The sequence below is a fragment of the Nocardiopsis yanglingensis genome (assembly GCF_045809185.1).
Taxonomy (GTDB): Bacteria; Pseudomonadota; Gammaproteobacteria; order Xanthomonadales; family Xanthomonadaceae; genus Stenotrophomonas; species Stenotrophomonas yanglingensis.
The window spans coordinates 1-24,756 of sequence record NZ_JBJNRH010000017.1 but is presented as its reverse complement, the minus strand read 5'-3'; the positions used below and the strand labels follow the sequence as shown (position 1 = coordinate 24,756).

General features: G+C 65.8%; 24 protein-coding genes. 7 read left to right on the top strand and 17 right to left on the bottom strand.

Annotation, left to right across the window (positions count from 1 at the left end; genetic code table 11):
* Positions 1-132: 132 nt before the first annotated feature.
* Together ACJ7C5_RS18270 and glmU are read right to left on the bottom strand one after the other, a co-directional pair.
* Positions 133-618 (bottom strand): GNAT family N-acetyltransferase, encoded by a 486-nt coding sequence (locus tag ACJ7C5_RS18270; protein WP_412704715.1) that lies wholly within the window; start codon positions 616-618, stop codon positions 133-135.
* A gap of 31 nt (positions 619-649) precedes the next feature.
* Positions 650-2,017, bottom strand: coding sequence for a bifunctional UDP-N-acetylglucosamine diphosphorylase/glucosamine-1-phosphate N-acetyltransferase GlmU (gene glmU / locus ACJ7C5_RS18265; RefSeq protein WP_097049638.1), 1,368 nt, complete (start codon positions 2,015-2,017; stop codon positions 650-652).
* Positions 2,018-2,100: 83 nt separating this feature from the next.
* Between glmU and ACJ7C5_RS18260 the strand changes: the two genes are divergently transcribed.
* Positions 2,101-2,484 (top strand): GtrA family protein, encoded by a 384-nt coding sequence (locus ACJ7C5_RS18260; protein WP_094001055.1) that lies wholly within the window; start codon positions 2,101-2,103, stop codon positions 2,482-2,484.
* Positions 2,485-2,690: 206 nt separating this feature from the next.
* On the opposite strand, the gene ACJ7C5_RS18255 is transcribed toward ACJ7C5_RS18260, so the two are convergent.
* From ACJ7C5_RS18255 to ACJ7C5_RS18215, 9 genes are all read right to left on the bottom strand, one after another.
* Positions 2,691-3,113 carry a F0F1 ATP synthase subunit epsilon gene (locus ACJ7C5_RS18255; RefSeq protein ID WP_005419509.1) on the bottom strand — a complete coding sequence of 141 codons (423 nt, stop codon included), beginning with the start codon at positions 3,111-3,113 and terminating at the stop codon, positions 2,691-2,693.
* Between the two features lie 113 nt (positions 3,114-3,226).
* Positions 3,227-4,675: a F0F1 ATP synthase subunit beta gene (gene atpD / locus ACJ7C5_RS18250; RefSeq protein WP_485873434.1), complete on the bottom strand. Its 1,449-nt coding sequence runs from the start codon at positions 4,673-4,675 to the stop codon at positions 3,227-3,229.
* Positions 4,672-5,535 carry a F0F1 ATP synthase subunit gamma gene (atpG, locus tag ACJ7C5_RS18245; RefSeq protein WP_049435859.1) on the bottom strand — a complete coding sequence of 288 codons (864 nt, stop codon included), beginning with the start codon at positions 5,533-5,535 and terminating at the stop codon, positions 4,672-4,674. The genes atpD and atpG overlap by 4 nt, the downstream gene beginning before the upstream one ends.
* Positions 5,536-5,632: 97 nt before the next feature.
* Entirely contained in the window at positions 5,633-7,180 is a 1,548-nt protein-coding gene (atpA, locus tag ACJ7C5_RS18240; RefSeq protein WP_014038567.1) for a F0F1 ATP synthase subunit alpha, read from the bottom strand.
* A gap of 44 nt (positions 7,181-7,224) precedes the next feature.
* Positions 7,225-7,752, bottom strand: coding sequence for a F0F1 ATP synthase subunit delta (locus tag ACJ7C5_RS18235; RefSeq protein WP_032129048.1), 528 nt, complete (start codon positions 7,750-7,752; stop codon positions 7,225-7,227).
* Positions 7,753-7,754: 2 nt separating this feature from the next.
* The gene (locus tag ACJ7C5_RS18230) at positions 7,755-8,225 is read right to left on the bottom strand and encodes a F0F1 ATP synthase subunit B (RefSeq protein WP_005419512.1); all 471 of its coding nucleotides are present in this window, start codon (positions 8,223-8,225) and stop codon (positions 7,755-7,757) included.
* Between the two features lie 106 nt (positions 8,226-8,331).
* A complete protein-coding gene (gene atpE / locus ACJ7C5_RS18225) occupies positions 8,332-8,637 on the bottom strand; it encodes a F0F1 ATP synthase subunit C (protein ID WP_005411133.1) in 306 nt (101 codons plus the stop codon).
* A 73-nt stretch (positions 8,638-8,710) separates the two neighbouring features.
* Complete coding sequence (gene atpB, locus ACJ7C5_RS18220; RefSeq protein WP_019338861.1) at positions 8,711-9,511, bottom strand: F0F1 ATP synthase subunit A; 801 nt, start codon at positions 9,509-9,511, stop codon at positions 8,711-8,713.
* A 30-nt stretch (positions 9,512-9,541) separates the two neighbouring features.
* On the bottom strand, positions 9,542-9,874 hold the full coding sequence (locus tag ACJ7C5_RS18215; protein WP_412704714.1) for a hypothetical protein: 333 nt from the start codon (positions 9,872-9,874) through the stop codon (positions 9,542-9,544).
* A 492-nt stretch (positions 9,875-10,366) separates the two neighbouring features.
* On the opposite strand from ACJ7C5_RS18215, the gene ACJ7C5_RS18210 reads away from it, so the two are divergent.
* Positions 10,367-11,185, top strand: coding sequence for a hypothetical protein (locus ACJ7C5_RS18210; protein ID WP_049429263.1), 819 nt, complete (start codon positions 10,367-10,369; stop codon positions 11,183-11,185).
* Between the two features lie 470 nt (positions 11,186-11,655).
* On the opposite strand, the gene lpdA is transcribed toward ACJ7C5_RS18210, so the two are convergent.
* From lpdA to ACJ7C5_RS18195, 3 genes are all read right to left on the bottom strand, one after another.
* Positions 11,656-13,464, bottom strand: a complete 1,809-nt coding sequence (lpdA, locus tag ACJ7C5_RS18205; RefSeq protein ID WP_412704713.1) for a dihydrolipoyl dehydrogenase — start codon at positions 13,462-13,464, stop codon at positions 11,656-11,658.
* Positions 13,465-13,571: 107 nt separating this feature from the next.
* Positions 13,572-15,278, bottom strand: coding sequence for a dihydrolipoyllysine-residue acetyltransferase (aceF, locus tag ACJ7C5_RS18200; RefSeq protein WP_412704712.1), 1,707 nt, complete (start codon positions 15,276-15,278; stop codon positions 13,572-13,574).
* A gap of 113 nt (positions 15,279-15,391) precedes the next feature.
* Positions 15,392-15,961 carry a DNA-deoxyinosine glycosylase gene (locus ACJ7C5_RS18195; RefSeq protein WP_412704711.1) on the bottom strand — a complete coding sequence of 190 codons (570 nt, stop codon included), beginning with the start codon at positions 15,959-15,961 and terminating at the stop codon, positions 15,392-15,394.
* A gap of 186 nt (positions 15,962-16,147) precedes the next feature.
* On the opposite strand from ACJ7C5_RS18195, the gene ACJ7C5_RS18190 reads away from it, so the two are divergent.
* From ACJ7C5_RS18190 to glpK, 3 genes are all read left to right on the top strand, one after another.
* Positions 16,148-16,783, top strand: coding sequence for an OmpW/AlkL family protein (locus ACJ7C5_RS18190; protein WP_088027288.1), 636 nt, complete (start codon positions 16,148-16,150; stop codon positions 16,781-16,783).
* A gap of 188 nt (positions 16,784-16,971) precedes the next feature.
* Positions 16,972-18,474 carry a glycerol-3-phosphate dehydrogenase gene (gene glpD / locus ACJ7C5_RS18185; protein ID WP_412704710.1) on the top strand — a complete coding sequence of 501 codons (1,503 nt, stop codon included), beginning with the start codon at positions 16,972-16,974 and terminating at the stop codon, positions 18,472-18,474.
* 105 nt (positions 18,475-18,579) lie between these two features.
* Complete coding sequence (gene glpK, locus ACJ7C5_RS18180) at positions 18,580-20,079, top strand: glycerol kinase GlpK (RefSeq protein ID WP_412704709.1); 1,500 nt, start codon at positions 18,580-18,582, stop codon at positions 20,077-20,079.
* A 106-nt stretch (positions 20,080-20,185) separates the two neighbouring features.
* On the opposite strand, the gene ACJ7C5_RS18175 is transcribed toward glpK, so the two are convergent.
* Both ACJ7C5_RS18175 and ACJ7C5_RS18170 read right to left on the bottom strand, forming a co-directional pair.
* Positions 20,186-20,980, bottom strand: coding sequence for a MetQ/NlpA family ABC transporter substrate-binding protein (locus ACJ7C5_RS18175; protein WP_032129055.1), 795 nt, complete (start codon positions 20,978-20,980; stop codon positions 20,186-20,188).
* 25 nt (positions 20,981-21,005) lie between these two features.
* Complete coding sequence (locus ACJ7C5_RS18170) at positions 21,006-21,977, bottom strand: helix-turn-helix transcriptional regulator (protein WP_010481302.1); 972 nt, start codon at positions 21,975-21,977, stop codon at positions 21,006-21,008.
* A 79-nt stretch (positions 21,978-22,056) separates the two neighbouring features.
* On the opposite strand from ACJ7C5_RS18170, the gene ACJ7C5_RS18165 reads away from it, so the two are divergent.
* Together ACJ7C5_RS18165 and ACJ7C5_RS18160 are read left to right on the top strand one after the other, a co-directional pair.
* The gene (locus ACJ7C5_RS18165) at positions 22,057-22,659 is read left to right on the top strand and encodes a LolA-like protein (protein ID WP_094001062.1); all 603 of its coding nucleotides are present in this window, start codon (positions 22,057-22,059) and stop codon (positions 22,657-22,659) included.
* A gap of 106 nt (positions 22,660-22,765) precedes the next feature.
* Positions 22,766-23,542, top strand: a complete 777-nt coding sequence (locus tag ACJ7C5_RS18160) for a DUF481 domain-containing protein (protein WP_049448000.1) — start codon at positions 22,766-22,768, stop codon at positions 23,540-23,542.
* A 115-nt stretch (positions 23,543-23,657) separates the two neighbouring features.
* Here ACJ7C5_RS18160 and hemC read toward each other — a convergent pair whose 3' ends face one another.
* Entirely contained in the window at positions 23,658-24,569 is a 912-nt protein-coding gene (hemC, locus tag ACJ7C5_RS18155; RefSeq protein ID WP_088027298.1) for a hydroxymethylbilane synthase, read from the bottom strand.
* Positions 24,570-24,756: the final 187 nt, after the last annotated feature.

The following is a 24,756-nucleotide window of genomic DNA, read 5'->3' as shown; positions in this document are numbered from 1 at the left end:
CGCCGTCCCCTGATTCACCGAGAAGCGCAGGGCACCGATGCGCAGCATCGGCTCGCGACCGGCGGAGCGTTTCTTTTGGTTACTTTTCTTTGCGCACAAAGAAAAGTAACGCCCATGAGCGGTGGCCGACCTTCAGCCATCCAGCGAAGAGATGGATCGCTGCATCGCCACCCGCAGGTGCATCGGAAACCCGAGCGCGGCCTCTTCGGCCATGACTGCGCGCAGGCCGTCGTTCCACTCTGCCTCAGGCACTACGTCGAACCCTTCGCTGGCATAGAAGGCTGCATTCCACGGCACATCGCTCAAGGTGGTCAGCACTGCTGCAGCAAAGCCGGCGGCCCTGGCCTGCGCCAAGGCATGGCGCAGCAATGCACGGCCGTGGCCACGACGTGCATGCGCCGGGTCCACATCCATCTGCAGGACATGGAACTCGCCACTCAGCTCGCCGCCCAGCAGGTAACCCGCAATACCGCCCTCAGCGGCATCGACCACCCACAGCTGACCACGCTGAAGGCCGTCCTGCAGTGTCGGCAGATCCAGGCCGTGGCCGGCAAACACCGGATAGGCTTCGTGGCCCTTCAGCAGTTCGCCGGCACGTTGTTCAATTGCCGGCAGCACGCCGAGCTCGTCGGCGCGCGGGAGACGGGGCTCAGGACTTCTTGACCGGGCGCTTCCAGCCATCGATGGTTTCCTGTCGTGCACGTGCCAGTGTCAACTTGCCGTCCGGTGCGGTGCGGGTGATGACCGAGCCGGCGGCGATGGTGGCGCCCTCGCCGATCGTCAGCGGCGCCACCAGCGAGCTGTTGGAGCCGATGAACGCGTTGTCGCCGATGGTGGTGGTCGACTTGTTCACGCCGTCGTAGTTGCAGGTAATGGTGCCGGCACCGATGTTCACCTTGCTGCCGATCACCGCATCACCCAGATAGGTGAGGTGATTGGCCTTGCTGCCGACACCGAGGGTGACCTTCTTGGTCTCGACGAAGTTACCGACATGCACGCCATCGGCGAGCACGGTACCCGGGCGCAGGCGCGCGAACGGGCCGACCAGTGCCGCGCCTTCGGTGACCACGCCTTCCAGATCGCAGTGTGCGCGCACTTCGGTGCCAGGACCAAGATTGACGTCCTTCAGGCGGTTGAATGGGCCTACGGTGACGCCGTCGCCGAGCACGATGTTGCCTTCCAGCACCACGTCGACATCGATCAGCACGTCGCTGCCCACGGTGACGGTGCCACGGATATCCAGTCGTGCCGGGTCACGCACGCGCGCGCCCTGTGCGCACAACGCACGCACCGCGCGCCGCTGCCAGGCGCGCTCCAGCTGCGACAGCTGCCACGGATCATTCGCTCCCTCGGCCTCCTGTGCATCGGCGACCAGCGCCATTTCGGCCGGGGTGTACTCATGGGCGGCGAACGCGAACACGTCGGTCAGGTAGTACTCGCCCTGCGCGTTGCTGTTGGACAGCTGCGACAGCCAGCGGCGCAGCGCGGTCGACTCGGCGGCAATGATGCCGGTGTTGATCGTGCGCACGCGCAGCTGGTCGTCGGTAGCGTCCTTCTGTTCGACAATCGAACCGACCCTGCCTTCCGCATCGCGCAGCACGCGGCCATAACCGGTCGGGTCCTCGACGTCGGCCACCAGCACCGCCAGCCGTCCCGGCTGTGCCAGCAGATCGCGCAGGGTCTGCGCGCGGATCAGCGGCACATCGCCGTACAGCACCAGCACCTGTGCCGCATCAGGCACCTGCGGCATCGCCTGCGCGACGGCGTGCCCGGTACCGAGCTGCTGTGCCTGCTCGGCCCATTGCAGATCGGGCTGGTCGGCGAAGTGCTGACGCACCGCCTCGCCACCATGGCCATAGACCACGTGGATAGCGGCCGGCTGCAGCTCGCGGGCGGCATCGATCACGTGCGCCAGCATCGGTTGGCCGGCGATCGGCTGCAGCACCTTCGGCAGCACCGACTTCATGCGCTTGCCGGCGCCGGCGGCGAGGATGATGACGTGCAGGGCTTGGGTCATGGGAGCAGCAGTCCGTGGTTCGTTGCCGGTGATTCTAGAGCGTGGGCCGTTAACATGGGCATCCCTCCTCCTTCACCATGCCGATGAGCCTCGTCCGCCAGGGAAGCGCCTACCTCGTGATCGGGCTCGTGCAGCTGCTGGTCGATTGGCTGGTGTTCGTGGTCGCCACCGCGCTGGGCATGCCGGTAGCGCCGGCCAACATCGCCGGCCGCTTGGCCGGCATGCTGCTGGGCTTCTGGCTCAACGGCCGCTATACCTTTGCCGAGGCCGGCACCCGCAAGCTGGGATGGAAGCGCTTTGCACGCTTCTTCGCGCTGTGGCTGCTGCTGACGGCGGCGAGCACGCTGCTGGTCAGCCTGGTCGACCACGCGCTGGGCCTGCAGTACACGTGGCTGGCCAAGCCGCTGGTGGAAGGCGGGCTGGCGTGCGTGTCGTTCCTGTTGATGCGCTACGTGGTGTACCGCTGACACGAGGCGAGGTTTGTGACCGGGATCGGGATCGGGATCGGGATCGGGATCGGGATCGGTAGAGTCGACTGTTAGTCGACTGCTCTTCCATGAGGACGCGGAAATGCCGCGCTGCGCGCGGTAGTCGACTGACAGTCGACTCTACCCAGCCAGCCAAACAAAAACGCCGGCACAGGGCCGGCGTTCTCGTGGGTGCAGCGCGAACCTCAGTGCTTGAGATTCTTGCGCAGGCGCTCCAGCGCCTGCAGCTGGACGACGGCTTCGGCCAGCTTCTGCTGGGCTTCGGCCACTTCCATCGCTTCGCCGCGGTTGGCCAGGATGCGCTCGGCTTCTTCCTTGGCCTTGCGGACCGAGGCTTCGTCGATGTCCTGTGCGCGGATCGCGGTGTCGGCCAGCACGGTCACCACCTGCGGCTGCACTTCCAGGATGCCGCCGGAAATGGCGAAATCCAGCTGCTCGCCGTTCGGCGTGGTCACCACCACCTTGCCCGGCTTCAGGCGGGTGATCAGCGGCGCGTGCTTGGGCGCGATGCCCAGTTCGCCCAGCTCACCGGTGGCCACGACCAGGGTCGCTTCGCCACGGAAGATTTCCTGCTCGGCGCTGACGATGTCGCAACGGATCGTGCTCATGCAAATCTCTTCGCTGTTCGCGGCGGCGCAATGCCACCGTGGGAGTCCACCGGCGCGGGCGATTGCCCGGCGCCGGCGTCAGGTCGGGCAGGATCGCTCCCGCCCGTCCCGGATCAGGCCTTCTCGGCCATCTTCTTGGCCTTCTCGACCGCTTCTTCGATGCCGCCGACCATGTAGAACGCCTGCTCCGGCAGGTGGTCGTACTCGCCATCGACGATGGCCTTGAAGCCACGGATGGTGTCCTTCAGCGGCACGTACTTGCCCGGCGAACCGGTGAACACTTCGGCCACGTGGAACGGCTGGCTGAAGAAGCGCTCGATCTTACGGGCGCGCGACACGGCCTGCTTGTCCTCTTCGGACAGCTCGTCCATGCCCAGGATCGCGATGATGTCCTTCAGTTCCTTGTACTTCTGCAGGGTCTGCTGGACGCGCTGGGCGGTGTCGTAGTGCTCGTGGCCGATGACCAGCGGGTCCATCTGGCGGCTGGTGGAGTCCAGCGGATCGACGGCCGGGTAGATACCCAGCGAGGCGATCGAACGCGACAGGGTGACGGTCGAGTCCAGGTGGGCGAAGGTGGTCGCCGGCGACGGGTCGGTCAGGTCGTCCGCGGGAACGTAGACGGCCTGGATCGAGGTGATCGAACCGTTCTTGGTCGAGGTGATGCGCTCCTGCAGGACGCCCATTTCCTCGGCCAGGGTCGGCTGGTAACCCACGGCGGACGGCATACGGCCCAGCAGTGCCGACACTTCGGTACCGGCCAGGGTGTAGCGGTAGATGTTGTCGACGAACAGCAGGACGTCCTTACCCTTGCCGTTTTCGTCCTTCTCGTCGCGGAAGTACTCGGCCATGGTCAGGCCGGTCAGGGCGACGCGCAGACGGTTGCCCGGCGGCTCGTTCATCTGGCCGTACACCATCGCCACCTTGTCGAGGACGTTGGAGTCCTTCATTTCGTGGTAGAAGTCGTTGCCCTCACGGGTACGCTCACCCACGCCGGCGAACACGGACAGACCGCTGTGCGCCTTGGCGATGTTGTTGATCAGTTCCATCATGTTGACGGTCTTGCCGACGCCGGCGCCGCCGAACAGGCCGACCTTGCCGCCCTTGGCGAACGGGCACATCAGGTCGATGACCTTGATGCCGGTTTCCAGCAGTTCGGTGGCCGGGGACTGGTCTTCGTACGACGGGGCCGCACGGTGGATTTCCCAGCTGTCGCTGGCGGCCACCGGGCCGGCTTCGTCGATCGGACGGCCCAGCACGTCCATGATGCGGCCCAGGGTGCCAGCACCGACCGGCACGGAGATGCCGCGGTTGGTGTTGGTGGCAACCAGGTTGCGCTTCAGGCCGTCGGTGGAACCGAGGGCGATGGTACGCACCACGCCGTCGCCCAGCTGCTGCTGGACTTCGAGGGTGATTTCGGTGTTGTCGACCTTCAGTGCGTCGTACACCTTCGGCACCGACTCACGCGGGAATTCGACGTCGACGACCGCGCCGATGATCTGAACGATCTTGCCCTGACTCATTGCTGCATCCTCTAAATGTGTGCTTTGAACGAACGCGGTCAGACTGCTGCCGCGCCGCCGACGATTTCGGAGATTTCCTGGGTGATCGCTGCCTGGCGCGCCTTGTTGTAGACGAGCTGCAGTTCGCCGATCAGCTTGTTGGCGTTGTCGCTCGCCGCCTTCATCGCGACCATGCGTGCGGCATGTTCGGAGGCGACGTTTTCCAGCAGTGCCTGGTACACCAGCGACTCGATGTAACGCGTCATCACGTGCTCGAGCACGGTCGCGGCATCGGGTTCGTACAGGTAATCCCAGTCGTGGTGAGCGACCTGCTTCTCAGCCGGCGGCAGCGGCAGCAGCTGATCGAAGCTGGCCTTCTGCGTCATGGTGTTCACGAAGCGGTTGTAGACCAGGTACACGCGGTCGACCTTGCCTTCGGTGAAGGCGTCGAGCATGACCTTGATCACACCGATCAGCGATTCCAGCTTCGGCACGTCGCCGATGTGGGTCACGCTGCCGACCATGTTGACCTTCACGCGGCGGAAGAAGGTTGATGCCTTCTGGCCGATGGTCACCAGGTCCACTTCGGCACCCTTGTCCTGCCATGCCTTGGCTTCGCCCAGCATCTTGCGGAACAGGTTGTTGTTCAGGCCGCCGGCCAGGCCGCGATCGGAGGAGATCACGATGAAACCGACCCGCTTGACCTGCTCACGCTCGACCAGGAACGGATGCTGGTAGTCGGTGCTGGCCTGGGCCAGGTGACCGATCACCTGCTTCATCGCCTGCGCGTACGGACGCGAGGTCTTCATCCGATCCTGCGCCTTGCGGATCTTGGAGGCCGAGACCATTTCCAGGGCGCGCGTCACCTTGCGGGTGTTCTGCACGCTCTTGATCTTGGTTTTGATTTCGCGTCCGCTTGCCATCTCTTGTTTCCCGTGGCGCGGGGCTGATGCCCCGCGTTGTTCAACCGTTTGTCATCTGGTCCAGCGGAGCCGGTGGCTCCGCTCTACAGGACCGCGATTACCAGCTGCCGGTGGTCTTGAACTCGGCGATGCCCTTCTTGAAGGCACCTTCGATGTCGTTGTCCCAACCGCCAGTGGCGTTGACCTTGCTGATCAGCTCGCCCTGGGTGTTGGCGAAGTGGGCGTGCAGGCCTTCTTCGAACGCCAGCAGCTTGTTGACCGGCACGTCGTCGAGGTAACCCTCGTTGACGGCGTAGATCGACAGCGCCTGGTTGGCGATCGACATCGGCGCGTACTGCTTCTGCTTCATCAGCTCGGTGACGCGCTGACCACGCTCCAGCTGCTTGCGGGTCGCTTCGTCCAGGTCCGAGGCGAACTGCGCGAACGCAGCCAGCTCGCGGTACTGGGCCAGCGAGATACGGATGCCGCCCGACAGCTTCTTGATGATCTTGGTCTGGGCCGAGCCACCGACGCGCGACACCGAGATACCGGCGTTCACGGCCGGGCGGATGCCGGCGTTGAACAGGTCGGTTTCCAGGAAGATCTGGCCGTCGGTGATCGAGATCACGTTGGTCGGAACGAAGGCGGACACGTCGCCGGCCTGGGTTTCGATGATCGGCAGCGCGGTCAGCGAACCGGTCTTGCCGGTGACCTTGCCTTCGGTGAACTTCTCGACGTATTCCTCGGACACGCGGGCAGCGCGCTCGAGCAGACGGGAGTGCAGGTAGAACACGTCACCCGGGTAGGCTTCACGGCCCGGCGGGCGCTTCAGCAGCAGCGAGATCTGGCGGTAGGCGACGGCCTGCTTGGACAGATCGTCGTACACGATCAGCGCGTCTTCGCCGCGGTCCATGAAGTACTCACCCATGGTGCAGCCCGAGTAGGCGCTGATGTACTGCATGGCAGCCGATTCGGAAGCGGTCGCGGCCACCACGATGGTGTGGGCCAGCGCGCCGTTCTCTTCCAGCTTGCGCACGATGTTGGCGATGGTCGAAGCCTTCTGGCCGATCGCAACGTACACGCACTTGATGCCGGTGCCCTTCTGGTTGATCACCGCATCGATGGCCATGGCGGTCTTGCCGGTCTGGCGGTCACCGATGATCAGCTCGCGCTGGCCACGGCCGATCGGGATCATCGAGTCGACCGACTTGTAACCGGTCTGCACCGGCTGGTCGACCGACTTGCGCCAGATCACGCCCGGAGCAACGCGCTCCACCGGAGCGGTCAGGTCGGTGCCCAGCGGGCCCTTGCCGTCGATCGGCTCGCCCAGCGCGTTCACGACGCGGCCCAGCAGTTCCGGACCGACCGGCACTTCCAGGATGCGGCCGGTGGTCTTGGCGACGTCGCCTTCGCGCAGGTTTTCGTAGTCACCCAGGACCACGGCGCCGACCGAGTCGCGCTCCAGGTTCAGGGCCAGGGCGAAGGTGTTGTTCGGCAGTTCGATCATTTCGCCCTGCATCACGTCGGCCAGACCGAAGATGCGCACGATGCCGTCGGACACGCTGGTCACGGTGCCTTCGTTGCGCGATTCCGCGGCCAGCTTGACCTTCTCGATGCGGTTCTTGATCAGTTCGCTGATTTCGGAGGGGTTGAGCGTGGTTGCCATCGTCAAGTCCTAGTGCCGGCAGCGGGGCCGGACGTTAAATGAATTCAGTTAGCGAGCGCGGTCTGCAGACGGGCCAGCTTGCCCTTCAGCGAACCATCGATGACCACGTCGCCGGCGTCGATCACGGCGCCGCCGATCAGCGAAGCATCGACCGCGGTGGTCACGTCGACCTCGCGGTTGAAGCGCTTGCGCAGCGCAACCTTGATCGCGTCCAGCTCTCCGGCCGAAAGCTCGGAAGCCGAGGTCACCGTGGCCTTGACCACGTGCTCGGCTTCGGCGCGCAGCGCGTCGAACATGCCGGAGATTTCCGGCAGCAGCGGCAGACGATGCGATTCGGCCAGGATGGCCAGGAAGCGCGAGTAGGTCTCGCCGTGGGACACCGGCGCCAGCAGGGCGACGGCGTCGTCACGACCCAGCTCCGGGTTGGCGAGCAGGGCCGCCACGCGCGGATCGGCGGCGACGTGGGCGGAGAACGCCAGGGCGTCCGACCACGGCGCGAACGCGCCTTCGTCGCGCGCGGTCGCGAACGCGGCGCGGGCGTACGGGCGGGCAAGCGTGAGGGCCTGGCTCATCCTTAGATCTCCGAGGCCAGCTCGTCGAGCAGCGCCTTGTGGGCGTTGGCGTCGATTTCGCGCTTGAGCAGCTTTTCGGCACCGGTCACGGCCAGCGCGGACACCTGCTTGCGCAGATCTTCACGGGCACGGTTGGCGGCGGCGTCGATTTCAGCCTGGGCCAGTTCCTTCTGACGGGTGGCTTCGGTGATCGCTTCGTTACGGGCAGCATCAACGATCTGGTTGGCACGTGCGTGGGCCTGATCGATGATCTCGTTGGCCTTGGTGCGTGCTTCCTTCAGCGCTTCGTTGACCTTCTCCTGCGCCTGGGCCAGATCTTTCTGGCTGCGGTCGGCAGCAGCGAGGCCTTCAGCAATCTTCTGCTGGCGCTCTTCGATCGCGTTCATCAGCGGCGGCCAGATCTTGGTCGCGATGATCCAGATCAGACCAGCGAAGGCGAGCGCCTGCGCAAGAAGGGTGAAATTGATATTCATGGTTAGCTCGATCGCTGGTTTCGGGGTGGACGTGCCGCCGAAGCGGCACATCCGGCCTTCATCCGAAACCGGGTGCATCAGCACCCGGTCGTCTCAAACCGCTGTATCAGCCGGCCAGAGCCTTGGTGACGGCGCCAGCAAAGGCAGCCGACAGCGGGTTGGCGAAGGCCAGCAGCAGGCCGACGGCGACCGAGATGATGAACGCGGCGTCGATCAGGCCGGCGGTGATGAACATGCGGACCTGCAGGACCGGGATCAGTTCCGGCTGGCGGGCGGCCGACTCCAGGAACTTACCAGCCATGATGGCCAGACCCAGACCGGCGCCCAGCGCGGCCAGGCCGATCATGATGCCGACGGCAAGGGCGGTGGAGCTCTGAATCTGCGCGAAGTTGGTCAGGACGGCGAAGTACATGGTTATCTCCAGGAACTTAAGTTGCTAAGGGTGATGAAACGGATGAAGGTTGAAACGCGTTGAAGCTTGAAACTCAGTGAGCGTCTTCCGACAGGCTCAGGTACACGATCGACAGCATCATGAAGATGAAGGCCTGCAGCGGGATCACCAGCAGGTGGAACAGCATCCAGCCGAGGCCGAACACACCACCGGCAATGGCACCGAAGAAACCGGCACCACCCAGCACCCAGATCAGCAGGAACACGATTTCGCCGCCGAACATGTTGCCGAACAGTCGCATCGCCAGCGAGATCGGCTTGCTCAGCCACTCGACGATGTTGAGGATCAGGTTGAACGGCATCATCCACTTGCCGAACGGCGCCGTCAGGAATTCCTTGATGAAGCCGCCCAGGCCCTTGGACTTGAGCGCGAAGAACAGCATCAGGAAGAACACGCTGATGGCCATGCCCAGGGTGGCATTGACGTCAGCGGTCGGGACCGGCTTCCAGTAGTGCACGCCCACCCATTCCAGCGGCTTGGCGATGAAATCGGCCGGGATCATCTTCAGCAGATTCATCAACAGAATCCAGAAGAAGATCGTGATGGCGATCGGCGTGACCAGCTTGCTCTTGCCGTGGTAGGTGTCCTTGGCCTGGCGGTCGACGAACTCCAGGCAGATTTCCACGAAGGCCTGCCACTTGCCCGGCACGCCGGCGGTGGCCTTGCGGGTACCCAGCCAGAATGCGACCACGATCACCAGGCCCATCAGGACCGCGGTGAGGAAGGTATCGACGTGGATATGCCAGAACATACCCTCGCCCTTGCCGACCGGAGCGGTCAGGTTCTGCAAGTGATGCTGGATGTAGCTGGTAGGGGTTAGAGCCTCGCCCGCCATGTGTCCGGAACCTTAGTTAATTGAATTCTGTCAACGCCTGGCCATCGCCAGGACCTGGAACATCAAGCCGACGGCGATTCCGGCCAACAGCGCCAACGCAGGCAGCTTGAAGACCAGGAACCCCAACAGCAGGACGCCGAAAACCACGACCCACTTGGCCACGATCGCAATGATCAGGCGAGCCATCGCCGATCCTGCGGCCAGTGCCCCACCGCCCAGTGCCATCCGCGCCGCGACCCAGCCACCGGCCGAAATGGCCACACCGGACGCCAGCGCGCCGAGGGCATATTTCGGACCTACCAGCAGGAAGGCCAGGGCCAGGACAGCCACTGCGGCCAGCGGGTAGACCGCGGCGCGCAGCATCAGTCGCCGACCCGCATCAACGGAGTTCAGCACAGGACGTCCCGCGTGGTTGCATGTGGAGGGCTGAGGCGGCTACAGCAGGGGGGCCTCATCGAGCCGCCAAATTATAGCAATGGGACAATTTGCGAGACAACCGCTCCCTGTTCATCCCGGGAAGCCGCAAGTTGCGGTAACGGTTACATTTTTGCGTGCCGCCCAGGGGACAATGACGTCCGCGTGATGCTGCACCGCAGTATTGAACTTTGGTCGCAGGCTGCGGAACTTTCACCGAATGCGCCGGTCCGATCTTTCGACCTGCCTGCAGCAACCTCGTCGACGCTCCGCCCCGCAGGTCCCACGATGGCCCCGAAGCCCGGCTCCGGGGCCATCTTTTTGCATCGTCGCGACAGCACTGAACCGTACACATGCCATGGACCATACGTTCACGGATGGTGGACGGGCCTGTCCGGCACAGTGGTCTTCATTCTGATGAACCACTGCAAGGACTCTTCGATGCGCTCCGTACCCACCCTGCTCGCCCTCTCCCTGCTCGCCGCCGGCGCCTCGTTCGCCACTGCCGCCCACGCCGCTGAAGGCGACGACCGCTTCGCCCTGCGCCTGGGTGCGATGAACATCGACTCGGACAACACCCTTCGCGGCAAGACCAACGTCGCCGGCCAGGACATCGGCTTCTCCGAGGACTTCAAGCTGGGTGGCAAGGAGTGGGAACCGCGCATCGACGGCATGTTCCGCATCAGCAACCGCCAGCGCCTGCTGTTCAACTACTTCAAGTACGACAAGGACCGCCGCGAGACCCTTGGCCAGGACATCTCCTTCGGTGACGTCAACGTGCCGTCCGGCAGCTTCGTCAAGGGCGAACTGAAGTACCAGGTCGCCAGCCTGGTCTATGACTACTCGGTGGTGGACACCGATACCTTCGACCTCGGTCTGCAGCTGGGTGCCGAGTACGCCAAGGTCAGCACCAAGGCCTACGCCGATCTGGGCACCGTCTACGAAGGCCAGTTCCTCAATGAGAAGACCGACGGCGTGGCGCCGGTGGTCGGTGCGCGCCTGAGCTTCACGCCGTCGGAAAAGTGGATGATCACGCTGCAGGGCCAGTACCTCAACACGCGCTGGGGCAGCTTCGATGACTACAAGGGCGACCTGAGCCGCGCCAACGCCATCGTCGATTACCGCTTCACGAAGAACTTCGGTGTGTTCGCCGGGTACGACTGGTTCAAGCTCGACGCGGACAAGAAGGGCAGCGACGGCACCATCGGCCTGAAGCAGGAATTCAAGGGCCCGGTGGCCGGCGTCAGCTTCGTCTTCTGATCCCCCGCCCCTTCCACGGCACTCTCTCTCCTGGCGCGGCCTCCGGAACATCGGGGCCGCGCTTTTTTGTGGGCTCCTGACAGGACAGCAGAAGCGGGTTGGTCGAGCGCTGGAGGGAGCGGGGGCTGCGTGCGAATGTCCCCCGGCGCCGGCCTGCGGCCGTCACCTCCTCCTTTACTTCGCACGCAACCCCCGCTCCCTCCGCGCGTCAGGCATCACGGCGACCGCAGTGGAGCTCTGCTGCAGTTGCTACGTCCGTAAGCCGAGCCGCTGCGCGGGTGGCAGGCATTTCGACAAAGTAAAGGAGGAGGCGACCGCCGCAGGCGGGCGACGGGGGACATTTGTCGAAATGCCTGCCACCCGCGCAGTGGCCCGGACCCTCGCGATGACAACAGCCGAAGACATCCCCGCAGCCAACAAAAAAACCCCGGCAGAGGCCGGGGCTTTTTGTTCGGAACGACGTGGACGCCTTACTTCTTCTTCGGCATGTACAGATCGGTGATCGTGCCGTCGTAGATTTCCGAGGCCATCGCCACCGATTCGCTCAGCGTCGGGTGAGCGTGGATGGTGTGGCCGATGTCCTCGGCTTCCGCGCCCATTTCGATCGCCAGGCCGATCTCGGCCAGCAGGTCACCGGCATGCACGCCAACGATCGCACCACCGATGATGCGGTGGGTTTCTTCGTCGAAGATCAGCTTGGTGAAGCCCTCGGTGCGGCCGATGCCGATCGCGCGGCCACTGGCGGCCCACGGGAACTTGGCCACGCCGACCTTCAGGCCCTTGGCCTTGGCTTCGGTCTCGGTCACGCCGACCCAGGCGATTTCCGGGTTGGTGTAGGCCACCGACGGGATCACGCGGGCCACCCATTCCTTCTTGTGGCCGGCAGCCACTTCGGCGGCCAGCTTGCCTTCGTGCGTGGCCTTGTGGGCCAGCATCGGGTTGCCGACGATGTCGCCGATGGCAAAGATGTGCGGCACGTTGGTGCGCATCTGGCGATCGACCGGGATGAAGCCGCGGTCGGTGACCTGCACGCCCGCCTTCTCGGCATCGATCTTCTTGCCGTTCGGCGAGCGGCCCACGGCCACCAGCACGCGGTCGAAGGTGCCCTGCGCCAGGGCCGGCGACTGGCCTTCCTCGGCGGCTTCGAAGGTGACGGTGATGCCCTTGGCATCGGCAGTGACGCCCGAGGCCTTGGTCTTCAGGTGCACTTCGATGCCCTGCTTCTTCAGGCGGTCGGCCAGCGGCTTGACCAGGTCCTTGTCGGCGCCCGGCATCAGCTGGTCCATGAACTCGACCACGGTGACCTTGCTGCCCAGCGCGCCATACACGGTGGCCATTTCCAGGCCGATGATGCCGCCGCCGACAACCAGCAGCGAGCCCGGCACTTCGGCCAGCTCCAGTGCGTCGGTGGAATCCATCACGCGCGTGTCGTCCCACGGGAAGTTGGGCAGCTTCACCGCCTGCGAACCGGCGGCGATGATGCACTTCTGGAAGCGCAGCAGCTGGGTGCTGCCGTCGGCAGCAGTGATTTCCAGCTCGTTGGCCGAGACGAACCTGCCGACGCCCTGCACGCTGCGGACCTTGCGCTGCTTGGCCATGCCGGCCAGGCCCTTGGTCAGCTGGTTGACGACCTTTTCCTTGTACTGGCGCAGCTTGTCCAGGGTGATGGTCGGCTTGCCGAACTCGACGCCGAAATCACCGGCGTGGGCCACTTCGTCGATGACCGCAGCGGCGTGCAGCAGTGCCTTGGACGGAATGCAGCCGACGTTGAGGCAGACGCCGCCGAGGCTGGCGTAACGCTCGACCAGCACGGTGTCCAGGCCGACGTCGGCGGCGCGGAAGGCGGCGGTGTAGCCGCCCGGGCCCGAGCCCAGCACGACCAGTTCGCATTCGATATCGGCCGGCTTGCCACTGGACAACGCCGGCTTCGGCGCAGCCGGTTCAGCCGGGGCGCGGTGCGACGGGGTCACCGGCGGCTTGCTGGCCGGGGCGGCCGTTGCCGGAGCTGGCGCAGCGGCCTTGGCCGGAGCTTCGGCGGCGCCTTCAGCGTCCAGCACCACGACCACGGCACCTTCGGACAGGGTGTCGCCCAGCTTGACCTTGATTTCCTTGACCACGCCGGCGGCCGAGGACGGCACTTCCAGGGTCGCCTTGTCCGATTCCAGGGTCACCAGACCCTGATCCTTCTTCACCGTGTCGCCGACGGCGACCAACACTTCGATCACCGGCACATCGCTGTAATCGCCGATGTCGGGAACCTTGACTTCAATCGTGGCCATGGTGGGTTTTCCTCGTGCCCGGCCGGCATGGCCGGCGGGCTGTCACTGCATCTGTTCACGCGGCCGCGCCAGGGGCTGCGGCCGCACGGTGGGGGCGAAGCGGTGCCTTACAGCAGCACGCGGCGCATGTCGGCCAGTACCTGCGACAGGTACGTGGTGAAGCGTGCGGCCAGAGCGCCGTCGATGACGCGGTGGTCGTAGCTCAGCGACAGCGGCAGCATCAGCTTCGGTGCGAACTCCTTGCCGTTCCAGACTGGCTGGATGGACGACTTGGAGACGCCGAGGATGGCCACTTCCGGTGCATTGACGATCGGGGTGAACGCGGTGCCGCCGATGCCGCCCAGCGAGCTGATCGAGAAGCAGCCGCCGCTCATGTCGGCCGGGCCCAGCTTGCCGTCACGTGCCTTCTTGGCCAGTTCGCCGGTTTCCTGCGCGATCTGCACCACGCCCTTCTTGTCCACGTCGCGGATGACCGGCACGACCAGGCCGTTCGGCGTGTCGGCGGCAAAGCCGATGTGGAAGTACTTCTTCAGGGTCAGGTTCTCACCGCTGGCATCGAGCGAGGCGTTGAATTCCGGGAACTTCTTCAGCGCCGCGGCGCTGGCCTTGATCAGGAAGGCGAGCATGGTCAGCTTGATGCCGGCCTTCTCGTTTTCCTTGTTCAATGCCACGCGCAGGCCTTCCAGGTCGGTGATGTCAGCCTGCTCGAACTGGGTGACGTGCGGAATCATCGCCCAGTTGCGGGCCAGGTTCGCACCCGAGATCTTCTTGATGCGCGACAGCGGCTGGACTTCGGTCTCGCCGAACTTGCTGAAGTCGACCTTCGGCCACGGCAGCAGGTTCAGGCCACCACCGGCAGCAACAGCAGCACCGCCGGCAGCCGGCACGCCACCGCTGAGTGCGGCCTTGACGAACTTCTGCACGTCACCCTTGGTGATGCGGCCACCCTTCTCGGTGCCGTTGATCTGCAGCAGGTCCACGCCCAGCTCGCGGGCGAACACACGCACCGCCGGGGTGGCATACGGCACCTTGGTCGGCAGCACGCCATCGGCGTTGAACTGCACCGGCGGGCTGCTCGGGGTACCGGCCGAGGCGATCTCGCGGGCCGCCAGCTTGTCCGGCTGCGCCGGCACAGCGACCGGCTCGACCTTGGTGGCAGTCTCGGCGGCAGCCGGGGCGGCAGCAGCGGCAGCCTTGGTCGGCGCAGGCGCAGCAGCGCCCTCGGCTTCGATGATGGCGACCACATTGCCCTGCGACAGAGTGTCGCCAACCTTGACCTTCAGCTCCTTGACCACGCCAGCCACCGAAGACGGCACTTCCATGGTGGCCTTGTCGCTTTCCAGCGTCACCAGGCCCTGGTCCTTCTTGACCGTGTCGCCCACGGCGACCAGCACTTCGATGACCGGAATGCCGGAGTAGTCGCCGATATCCGGCACCAGCGCTTCAACCGCACCACCGCTGGCGGCCGGAGCGGCCGGCGCAGCTGCGGCCGGGGCCGGCGCGCTCTGGGTGGCAGCAGCCGGGGCAGCGGCCTTGGCCGGTGCCGGCGCAGCCGGCTTGGCGGCTTCGCCTTCGGCCACTTCGATCAGGGCCACGACCTTGCCTTCGGACAGGCTGTCGCCGACCTTGACCTTGAGTTCCTTGACCACGCCAGCCACCGAGGACGGCACTTCCATGGTCGCCTTGTCGCTTTCCAGCGTCACCAGGCCCTGGTCCTTCTTGACCGTGTCGCCGACGGCGACAAGCACCTCGATTACCGGGATATCGCTGTAGTCACCGATATCGGGGACAAGTGCTTCCTTGATTTCGGCCATGGGGATAACTCCGGCAATCTGGTGTAGGGAAACGTCTATTGTGCGGCCAGCGGGGGCCAGCGCCAACCGTTACAGGTGTTTTCAGTACGCACGCAGCCGGGACACGCTGTTGCTCATGGGTTGCGGCCGCGACCAGTCGGTAGCGTATTGTCCGGACGATGTCCGCTTGATGTCGCCAGTACGTCGGCCACCGGCTGCCAGGCCAAGCGCAGGCGCGGCAGCGACCAGGCCGCATTGGCCGGGCTGGTGGACGGCAGTGCCAACAGCCTTGGCGGGGTCTCCAGGCAGGGCAGCACCCAGCGCTGGAAGGCCTGCAGCGACGCGCCACCGTTACAACCGATCAGCTCCAGCTCAGGAAGCGAAGCGATCAGTGCCGGCAGCGCATTGGGCACTTCCGTGCCGCGCACGATGTCCGCATCCAGGCTGCCGCGCCGCTCGCACTGGCCGATCACATCCCACAGGCCGACACCTGCCGCCTGTAGTGCCTGCAGTCGCTGCGCATAGGGCAGACCCGCGTCGAATCCGCAGATATCCGCCAGCAGCGGCCAGAAACGATTACGCGGATGCGCGTAGTAACGCTGCTCCTGCAGCGATGCCACGCCCGGCATCGAGCCCAGCAGCAGCACCCTGCAATCCGCGTTCACCTGCGCTTGCAGGCCGATGCACATCGTTGCCGCGCTCACATCTTCTCCAACTGAATGAATGTCACCGATGACCGGAAACCCCATGAATACAGGCTTTTCGCGCTGATCGCTGAACAAGGAAAACTATTTTTTAACGCGCGTCGGATTCGATTCATGTTGAGGCGACTACGGTGTGCTCGCCCCGCAACCGGGGGCCCAAAACAAGAAACATTAGGAGATACCCCCATGCGCTCCATCCGTATCCTGAGTCTCGCCCTGCTGACCTCCGCCGCGTTCGCGCCGGCCGCTTTCGCCCAGGACAGCAGCAGCACCGACACCGCGTCGGGCAAGCATTTTGCCGTTGTTGGCGGCATCTCGCTGCTGGAACCGAAGAACGACCCGATCACCGGCGTGAAGAAGACCGATGGTGGCCCGGCGCCGACCGTCAGCTTCAGCTACTACATCAACGACAACTGGGCCGTTGAGCTGTGGGGCGCCGCCGACAAGTTCGACAACAAGTTCAAGGGCCCGAACAATGCCCGCCTGGGCTCGGTCGAGCAGCAGCCGGTCGCCCTGAGCGGCCAGTACCACTTCGGCCAGGCCGACAACGTGTTCCGCCCGTTCGTGGGCGTGGGCTACTACCAGTCGAGCTTCAGCAACGAGAAGCTGGGCAACGGCGCTGACACCGACATCCGCTTCAAGGATGCCAAGGGCGTGATCGGCACCGTCGGTGTGGACATGAACATCAACTCCACCTGGTTCGCCCGTGCCGACGCCCGCTACATGCGCGCCCGCCCGGACGTGAAGGTTGGCGGCGAGAAGATCGGCGAAGCCAAGATGGATCCGTGGACCGTCGGCTTCGGCATCGGTGCCCGCTTCTGATCCAGGCTGCACCTGCTTCACTGATGTAACGCGACGGGCCCTTCGGGGCCCGTCGTCGTTTCCGTCACCTGCGTTCTGTAGAGTCGACGGTCAGTCGACTGCTCTTGTAGAGCCGAGCCCATGCTCGGCTATCGAAAAAGCAGTCGACTGACAGTCGGCTCTACACACAAACAGGATGCGGAGGCGCGATGCATGACGTCGACCTGCTGGTGATCGGTGGCGGCATCAACGGTGCCGGCATCGCCCGTGATGCCAGCGGTCGTGGCCTGCGCGTGCTGTTGTGCGAGCAGCACGACCTGGCCGCGCATACCTCCAGTGCCAGCAGCAAACTAATCCACGGCGGCCTGCGCTACCTGGAACAGGGCGAGCTGGGCCTGGTGCGCAAGGCACTGGGCGAACGCAAGGTGGTACGCCGGCAGGCGCCCCATCTGGTCCATCCGTTGCGCTTCGTACTGCCGTGGGAGCCCCACCTGCGTCCGCGCTGGATGCTGCGCGTGGGACTGTGGCTGTACGACCACCTGGGCCGGCGCAGCCCGGCGTTTCCCGCATCGCGCGCCCTGGATCTGCAGCAGGATCCGCTCGGCCCCTGGCTCTCCCCGGATCTGCGGCAGGCCTTCAGCTACGCCGACGCGCAGGTCGATGACGCGCGCCTGGTGCTGCTCAACGCCCTGGACGCTGCCCAGCGTGGCGCGCAGGTACAGGTACGCAGCCGCTGCATCGAACTGCGACCTGTGCAGGGCCGTTGGCAGGCCGTACTGGAATGCGCCGATGGCCAGCAGCATGTAACCGCGCACGCTGTCGCCAATGCGGCCGGCCCATGGGCCGGTGGCCTGCTGGAACAGATGGAGGCACGTAGCGGCGGCCCCGCGCTACGGCTGGTGCAGGGCAGCCACATCGTGCTGCGCCGTCCCTGGCCCGATGACAGTGCCTGCCTGCTGCAGCAGCCCGATGGCCGCGTGGTGTTCCTGCTGCCGTTCGCCCACGATCATCTGCTGGTAGGCACCACCGACACCGACTACCGCGGCGATCCGGCACGCTGCAGCGTGCTGCCCTCCGAGGTCGCCTACCTGTGCGAAGCGGCCAATCGCTACCTGCGCGAACCGATCAGTGCAGATGATGTGGTCTGGCAGTTCGCCGGTGTACGTCCGCTGCTGGCCGATCCGGACCCGCACGCGGCGAAACTGAGCCGCGACTACCGGCTGCAACTGCAGTCCGACCCGGCACCGGCGCTGCATGTGCTCGGCGGCAAGCTGACCACCTACCGGGTGCTCGCCGAGGAAGCTCTGGAGCTGCTGCGGCCAGTCCTGCCGCAGATGGGCCCGGCCTGGACAGCACGCGGAGACCCGCTGCCGGGCAGCGACTGGGGTGACGCCGCACAGGCGCGCTCCCGCCTGCAGGTGCTGGCACCGTGGTTGCCCGCTGAGATTGCACGCCGCTGGGCCAGCGCCTACGGCAGCCGCAGCGCGGAGCTGCTGCATGGCCTGCAGGGTGTGAACGATCTTGGCGAGGACTTTGGCGGCGGCCTGCATGCACGCGAAGTGGACTTCCTGCGCGAACGCGAGTGGGCGTGCGACACCGACGATATCCTGTGGCGCCGAAGCAAGCTGGGGTTGCGGCTGGATGCTGCGCAGGTGGCACGGCTGCAGGCGTGGATGCGGGGTCGGGTCCCTTTCCCACGGAAAGGGCTCTGACCCCGGTGTTTCCACGTGTGCCAACCAAGGTTGGCAGCTACCAGGGCGGCCGCGCGCGACGCGATCGATGCATTAGGATTTCCCCAACGCTACCGGAGACGCTGCATGACGCCCCGCTACGTGCTGGCCATCGACCAGGGCACCACCAGTTCGCGCGCGATCCTGTTCGACCGTGCCGGCGACATCGTCGGCAGCGCGCAGCGCGAGTTCGCGCAGATCTTCCCGCAGCCCGGCTGGGTCGAGCATGACCCACGCGAAATCCTCACCAGCGTCTATGCCACGCTGACGGAAGTGCTCAGCCGCGGGCAGATCGACCCGCGCCATATTGCGGCACTGGGCATCACCAACCAGCGCGAAACCACCGTGGTCTGGGACCGTGCCACCGGCCAGCCGATCCACAATGCCATCGTCTGGCAGTCGCGGCAGAGCCATGCCATCTGCGAGCGGCTGAAATCCGAAGGGCACGAGGCGCTGATCCGCGAGCGCACCGGTCTACTGATCGACGCCTATTTCTCCGCCACCAAGGTGCGTTGGATTCTTGACCACGTGGAGGGTGCACAGCAACGCGCCGAGCGCGGCGAACTGCTGTTCGGCACCATCGACAGCTGGCTGGTGTGGAACCTCAGTGGTGGCCAGGCGCACGTGACCGACTACAGCAACGCCGCGCGCACCCTGCTGTTCAACATCCACACGCTGGACTGGGATGACGACCTGCTGGCGCTGCTGGACATCCCGCGCGCGATGCTGCCGCAGGTGCGCGACTCCAGCGCGGTGTACGCACACACCCGGCCGCAGTTCTTCTTCGATCATCCGATCCCGATCGCCGGCATCGCCGGCGACCAGCAGGCGGCGCTGTTCGGCCAGGCCTGCTTCCAGCCGGGCATGGTCAAGAACACCTATGGCACCGGCTGCTTCATGCTGATGCACACCGGCACACAGGCGGTGCGTTCACGCAACGGACTGCTGACCACCGTCGCCTGGGGCCTGGACGGGCGCGTGGAATATGCGCTGGAAGGCTCGATCTTCATTGCCGGCTCGGTCGTGCAGTGGCTGCGCGATGGGCTGCGGATGATCGAACGCGCCAGCGACAGCCAGGCACTGGCCGCGCAGGTGCCCGACAGCGGCGGCGCTTACCTGGTGCCGGCGTTCGTCGGCCTCGGTGCGCCCTATTGGCGCAGCGATGTGCGCGGTGCGATGTTCGGCCTGACCCGTGGCACGCGCAAGGCGCACTTCGTGCGCGCGGCGCTGGAGGCGATGGCCTACCAGACCCGCGACGTGCTTGATGCGATGCAGTCCGATGCCGGTATTGCACTGACCGAGCTGCGCGCCGATGGCGGTGCGATCGGCAACGATTTCCTGGCCGGGTTCCAGGCCGACATCCTCGGCGTGCCGCTGCTGCGGCCACGACTGACCGAGACCACCGCGCTGGGTGCGGCCTATCTGGCCGGGCTGGCCGTGGGCTTCTGGTCAAGCCGCGAGCAGATCGCCGCGCAGTGGGGCCTGGACCGGCGCTTCGAGCCACAGATGGAGGTGGCGCGGCGCGAGAAACTGTACGCAGGATGGCAGCAGGCGGTTGCCGCTACCCTCGCCTTCCACGTCGATTGAAGGTAGTGCCGGCCGCTGGCCGGCAACCCCATGATCTCTGGCGGCGTTTGCAGATTGCCGGCCAGCGGCCGGCACTACCGCATGGCCAGAACGTCCGTAGCGCCGGTCAGAACGCCGGCAGCACCGCGCCCTTGTACTTGGTCTCGATGAAGGCCTTCACCTGCGGGCTGGTCAGGGCCTTGGCCAGCTTCTGCACGCGGGCGTCGTCCTTGTTGTCCGGGCGTGCGACCAGGAAGTTCACGTACGGCGAGTCCTTGCTCTCGATCGCCAGTGCGTCCTTGGTCGGGTTGAGGCCGGCGTCCAGTGCATAGTTGGTGTTGATCAGGGCCAGGTCGACCTGGTCCAGCACGCGCGGCAGCATCGCCGAGTCCAGCTCGCGGAACTTCAGGTTCTTCGGATTGGCGGTGATGTCGCGCTGGGTCGACAGCGCATTGGTCGGATCCTTCAGCTCGATCACGCCGGCCTTGTGCAGCAGGATCAGCGCGCGGCTGTTGTTGCTGGGGTCGTTCGGGATCACCACGTCGGCACCTTCGCGCAGCTCGGCCAGCGACTTGATCTTGCGCGAGTACGCACCGAACGGCTCGATGTGCACGCCGATCACCTTCACCAGGTCGGTCTTGCGGTCGCGGTTGTAGGCATCCAGGTACGGCTCGGTCTGGAAGTAGTTGGCGTCCACCTGCTTCTGCACCAGCTGGTCGTTGGGCTGCACGTAGTCGTTGAACACGCGCACGTCCAGGTCCACGCCTTCCTGCTTGAGGATCGGCTTGACCACCTCGAGGATCTCGGCATGCGGCACGGCCGTGGCGGCCACCACCAGCTTCTGCGAGGGCTCGCCGGACTTGCCGCAGGCGGTCAGGGCCAGCGCAGCGGCGAGCAGGGGCAGCAACAGGGTCTTTTTCATGGGCGGAAGGGTTCTCGGGGGAGTGTCAGGAGTTGTCGTAGTTGCTCAGGGCGAGCTCGAGCAGCGCCTTGGCCTGCTCACGCAGCATCACCGGTTCGACGATCTCGGCATCCGAGCCGTAGTGCAGCACGTCCATCAGCAGCTCGCGCGAGACGCTGTACGGCACCTTCAGTTCATAGCGGCCATCGGCCAGGAAGCGGCCCTGCTGCTTGGAATGCCAGTGCTCGTCGGCCACCCAGCGCGCGGCCTTGGCGCTGAACAGAATGGTCGCCCAGCCCTTCGGCGCGCCGGAGAAGATGCCGTAGCTGGCCCCCAGCTGCTCGTCCAGCTCGCTGTCGGCCACATCGCGGGCGGTGCTGTCGATCACCCGCGCCTTGTGGATGCGATCCACGGCAAAACTGCGCAGCGCCTCGCGGTCATGGTCCCAGGCATCCAGGTACCAGTTGTCGCGGTAGTGGGTCAGGCGCTGTGGCGAAACGGTGCGCTTGGTCGGCTCGTCGGTGGAGCGGGCGCGGTACTCGAACGCCAGCTGGCGGCGCTCCAGCACGGCCGAAGCCACGCTGCGGAAGCTGCCTTCATCGAACTTGCGACCGCGGTGCGGAATCACCCGCACGCGGTCGACCGGCCAGCTGGACACGCCGGCCTGGGCCGCCAGCAGGCTCTCGATGCGCTGCTGCAGCGGTGCCAGCACCGAGGACAGCACGCCGCCGCCGGTCCGCGCCAGCAGGTGCTGCGAGGCCAGCAGGGCATGCAGTTCCTCCGAGCTGAGCCACAGGCCGGGCAGCTCGAAACGGTCGCTCTCGTCAGCCTGGTAGCGGAAGCCCGCCTCGCCGTCGCCCTCGATCGGTGCCATCAGCGCATCGCGCAGGAAGGCCAGATCGCGGTAGACGGTGGCACGGGAGCAACCGAGCTTGTCCTGCAGGGTCGCCACCGTCACCGGATAGCGTGCGGACTTGAGCAGACGATGCAGGGCGGTGATGCGTTCGTATCGGTCCATACCCCCGATTATGTCCGAGTCGCGGGTCTTGTGTGGGACGTTTGGGCTATCGTGGTCGCCCCCCCCTCTGGAACACCCGATGCGCCGGTTGCCTGCCCTGTCCCTGCTGGCCTGCCTGCTGCTGGTCGCCTGTGATCGCGCGCCCGCGCCGGCCAGCACCGGAGCGCCCGTGCCTGCGGCGGATCCGGCGCAGGCCGTGCTGGGCGCCAGCCAGCGCTTCTCGGCCCTGCGCAGCTTCCACGCCGAACTGGAGGTGCTGGGTGCGCCGCAGCCGGTGCGCAGCGCCATGGACTTCGTCGCCCCCGACCGTTTCCGGGTGCAGACCCCTGCCGGGCCGCAGACCATCATCGGCGACACCATGTTCCTGCAGGCCGAGGGTGCGGTCCGCCAGGTGCCAACCCCGCCGGGCCTGCTCGAGCAGTGGCGCAATCCGCTGCCGGCCGATGCCCTGCCCGCCGACCTGCAGGCCGAAGACCTGGGCAGCCAGTCGCTGGATGGCGTCGAAACCCGTCACTACCGGTTGCGCGGCGCCCAACCCGGCGAACGCCTGGAGTACTGGGTGGATGCCCAGGGCCTGCCACGACAGATCGTGCGCAGCGGCAGCAGCAATGGCCGCAGCTTCCAGCTGCGCCTGCGCTATTCGCGCTTCAACGACCCGGCATTGCGCGTCGATCTGCCCTGAATAGGCGATCGCGGCAACGTTCGCTGAAGCGCGCATTGGATCGATTCGGACCGCCATCACGCTTCCAGTATCATCACCGGCTGTCAATCGCTTCGGAGAAGCCCCGATGTCCCTGCGCGTGTCCCTGCTGATCCCCCTGCTGCTGTGCGCACCGCTCGCGTATGCGCAGGATGCCTCCGAACTGGCGGCGATGTCCTCGCCGTGGAGCGGCAGTGGTGGCGAGCTCGGTTTCGCCTCGGCACGTGGCAACAGCAGCACCGAGAGCTTCAACGGCCGCCTGCGCCTGCGCTACACCGATGGCGACTGGGTGCACAGCATGGATCTGTTCGGCCTGCGCTCCAGCTCCAAGGTGACCGAAACCAACGACGACGGCACCACCACCCGCCGCAACAACACCACCGCCAACCGCTACACCGGCAGTGCCGGCAGCGCGCTGCAGCTGGGCGAGCACCGCCAGCTGACCGCGACGGTGCGTACCGAACGCGACGACTTCGCCACCTACGACCGCCAGAGCTCGTTCGGTCTGGGTTACGGCACCCGCCTGTGGAACACCGAGCGCTTCTCGTTCGACGCGCAGATCGGCCCCGGTGTGCGCCGCACCCACAGCACCGAGGACGACCGCACCCGCACCGGCATGATCGGCCGCGGCCTGTTCGACATGAAGTACTCGCTGACCGACAACACCGACCTGGTCAACACCCTGCTGGTCGAATCGGGTTCCTACAACACCTTTGGCCAGAACGACTTCGGTGTTTCGGTGAGCATGAACGAACATCTGGCGCTGAAGGCCGGCTGGCAGGCGCGTTACAACAGTGACGTGGCCGAGGACAAGCGCAAGACCGATACGCTGACCACGATGAACGTGGTCTACAAGTTCAAATAAGAAACGGGCGCCAAAGGCGCCCGTTCTTCTTTCGGTAGTGCCGGCCGGTGGCCGGCAACTGCATTCAACTGGGGCACGAGATTGCCGGCCAGCGGCCGGCACTACCTGCGGTGGATCAGACGTTCAGCAGCTCGCCGGCACCGGCATCCAGCAGCATCTTCGCCACGCGCTGGCCCAGCGTTTCCGGATCACTGGCCGGACCCACCGCCTCGGCACGCACCGCGCGGCCGTCGCTGGCGCTGCCAACCAGCCCTTGCAGGTGCAGGTCATCGCCCTGCCACTGCGCGATGGCTGCCACCGGCACGTGGCAGCTGCCATGCAACGCACGGTTCATCGCCCGCTCGGCTTCCACGCAGGCACGGGTTTCCGCGTCATCCAGGCCGGCAAACAGCGCCATCAAGCGCGCGTTGCCACCATCGCACTCCACCGCCACCGCGCCCTGCGCCGGGGCCGGCAGCCACTGTGGCGGCTGCAGGCGCGCGACGATGCGCGCGCCCAGGCCCAGACGCTCCAGGCCCGCCACGGCCAGCACGATGGCGTCGTAGCCACCGTTGTCGAGCTTGGCCAAGCGGGTATTGACGTTGCCGCGCAGGTCCAGCAGCTCCAGGTCCGGGCGCAGCGCGCGCAGCTGTGCCTGACGACGCAGCGACGAGGTACCCACCCGCGCACCGATCGGCAGCGCATCCAGCGAGGCGTACAGGTTGGAGACGAAACCATCGGCCGGATCGTGGCGGGTCAGCATCGCCGGCAGCGCGAAGGGTTCGTCCAGTTCCATCGGCACATCCTTCAGCGAGTGCACGGCGCAGTCGGCCTCGCCACGCAGCATGGCCAGCTCGAGCTCCTTCAGGAACAGGCCCTTGCCACCGATGGCGGCCAGCGAACGGTCGAGCACCTCATCGCCGCGGGTGCTCATCGGCACCAGTTCCACATGCAGGCCGGGATGGGCCTGGCGCAGGCGATCGGCGACGTGTTCGCTCTGCCAGAGGGCGAGCGGGCTCTTGCGGGTGGCGATGCGGACGGTTTCCATCTGGTCATTATCGCGCCTTCGGCGTGGATACGGCCAACGGCGGAGCCCCTCGTGGCTGGCTGGGGGGCGTGAAAGCAACAGCCGTGCTTGGCCGGGCGGGATGGGCTGCGCAGGGGCCGCTGCAAGTACGTCCATGTAAGCTCGGTCGCCGCATCCATGCGGCTCACGCCCCTGCGCAGCCCATCCC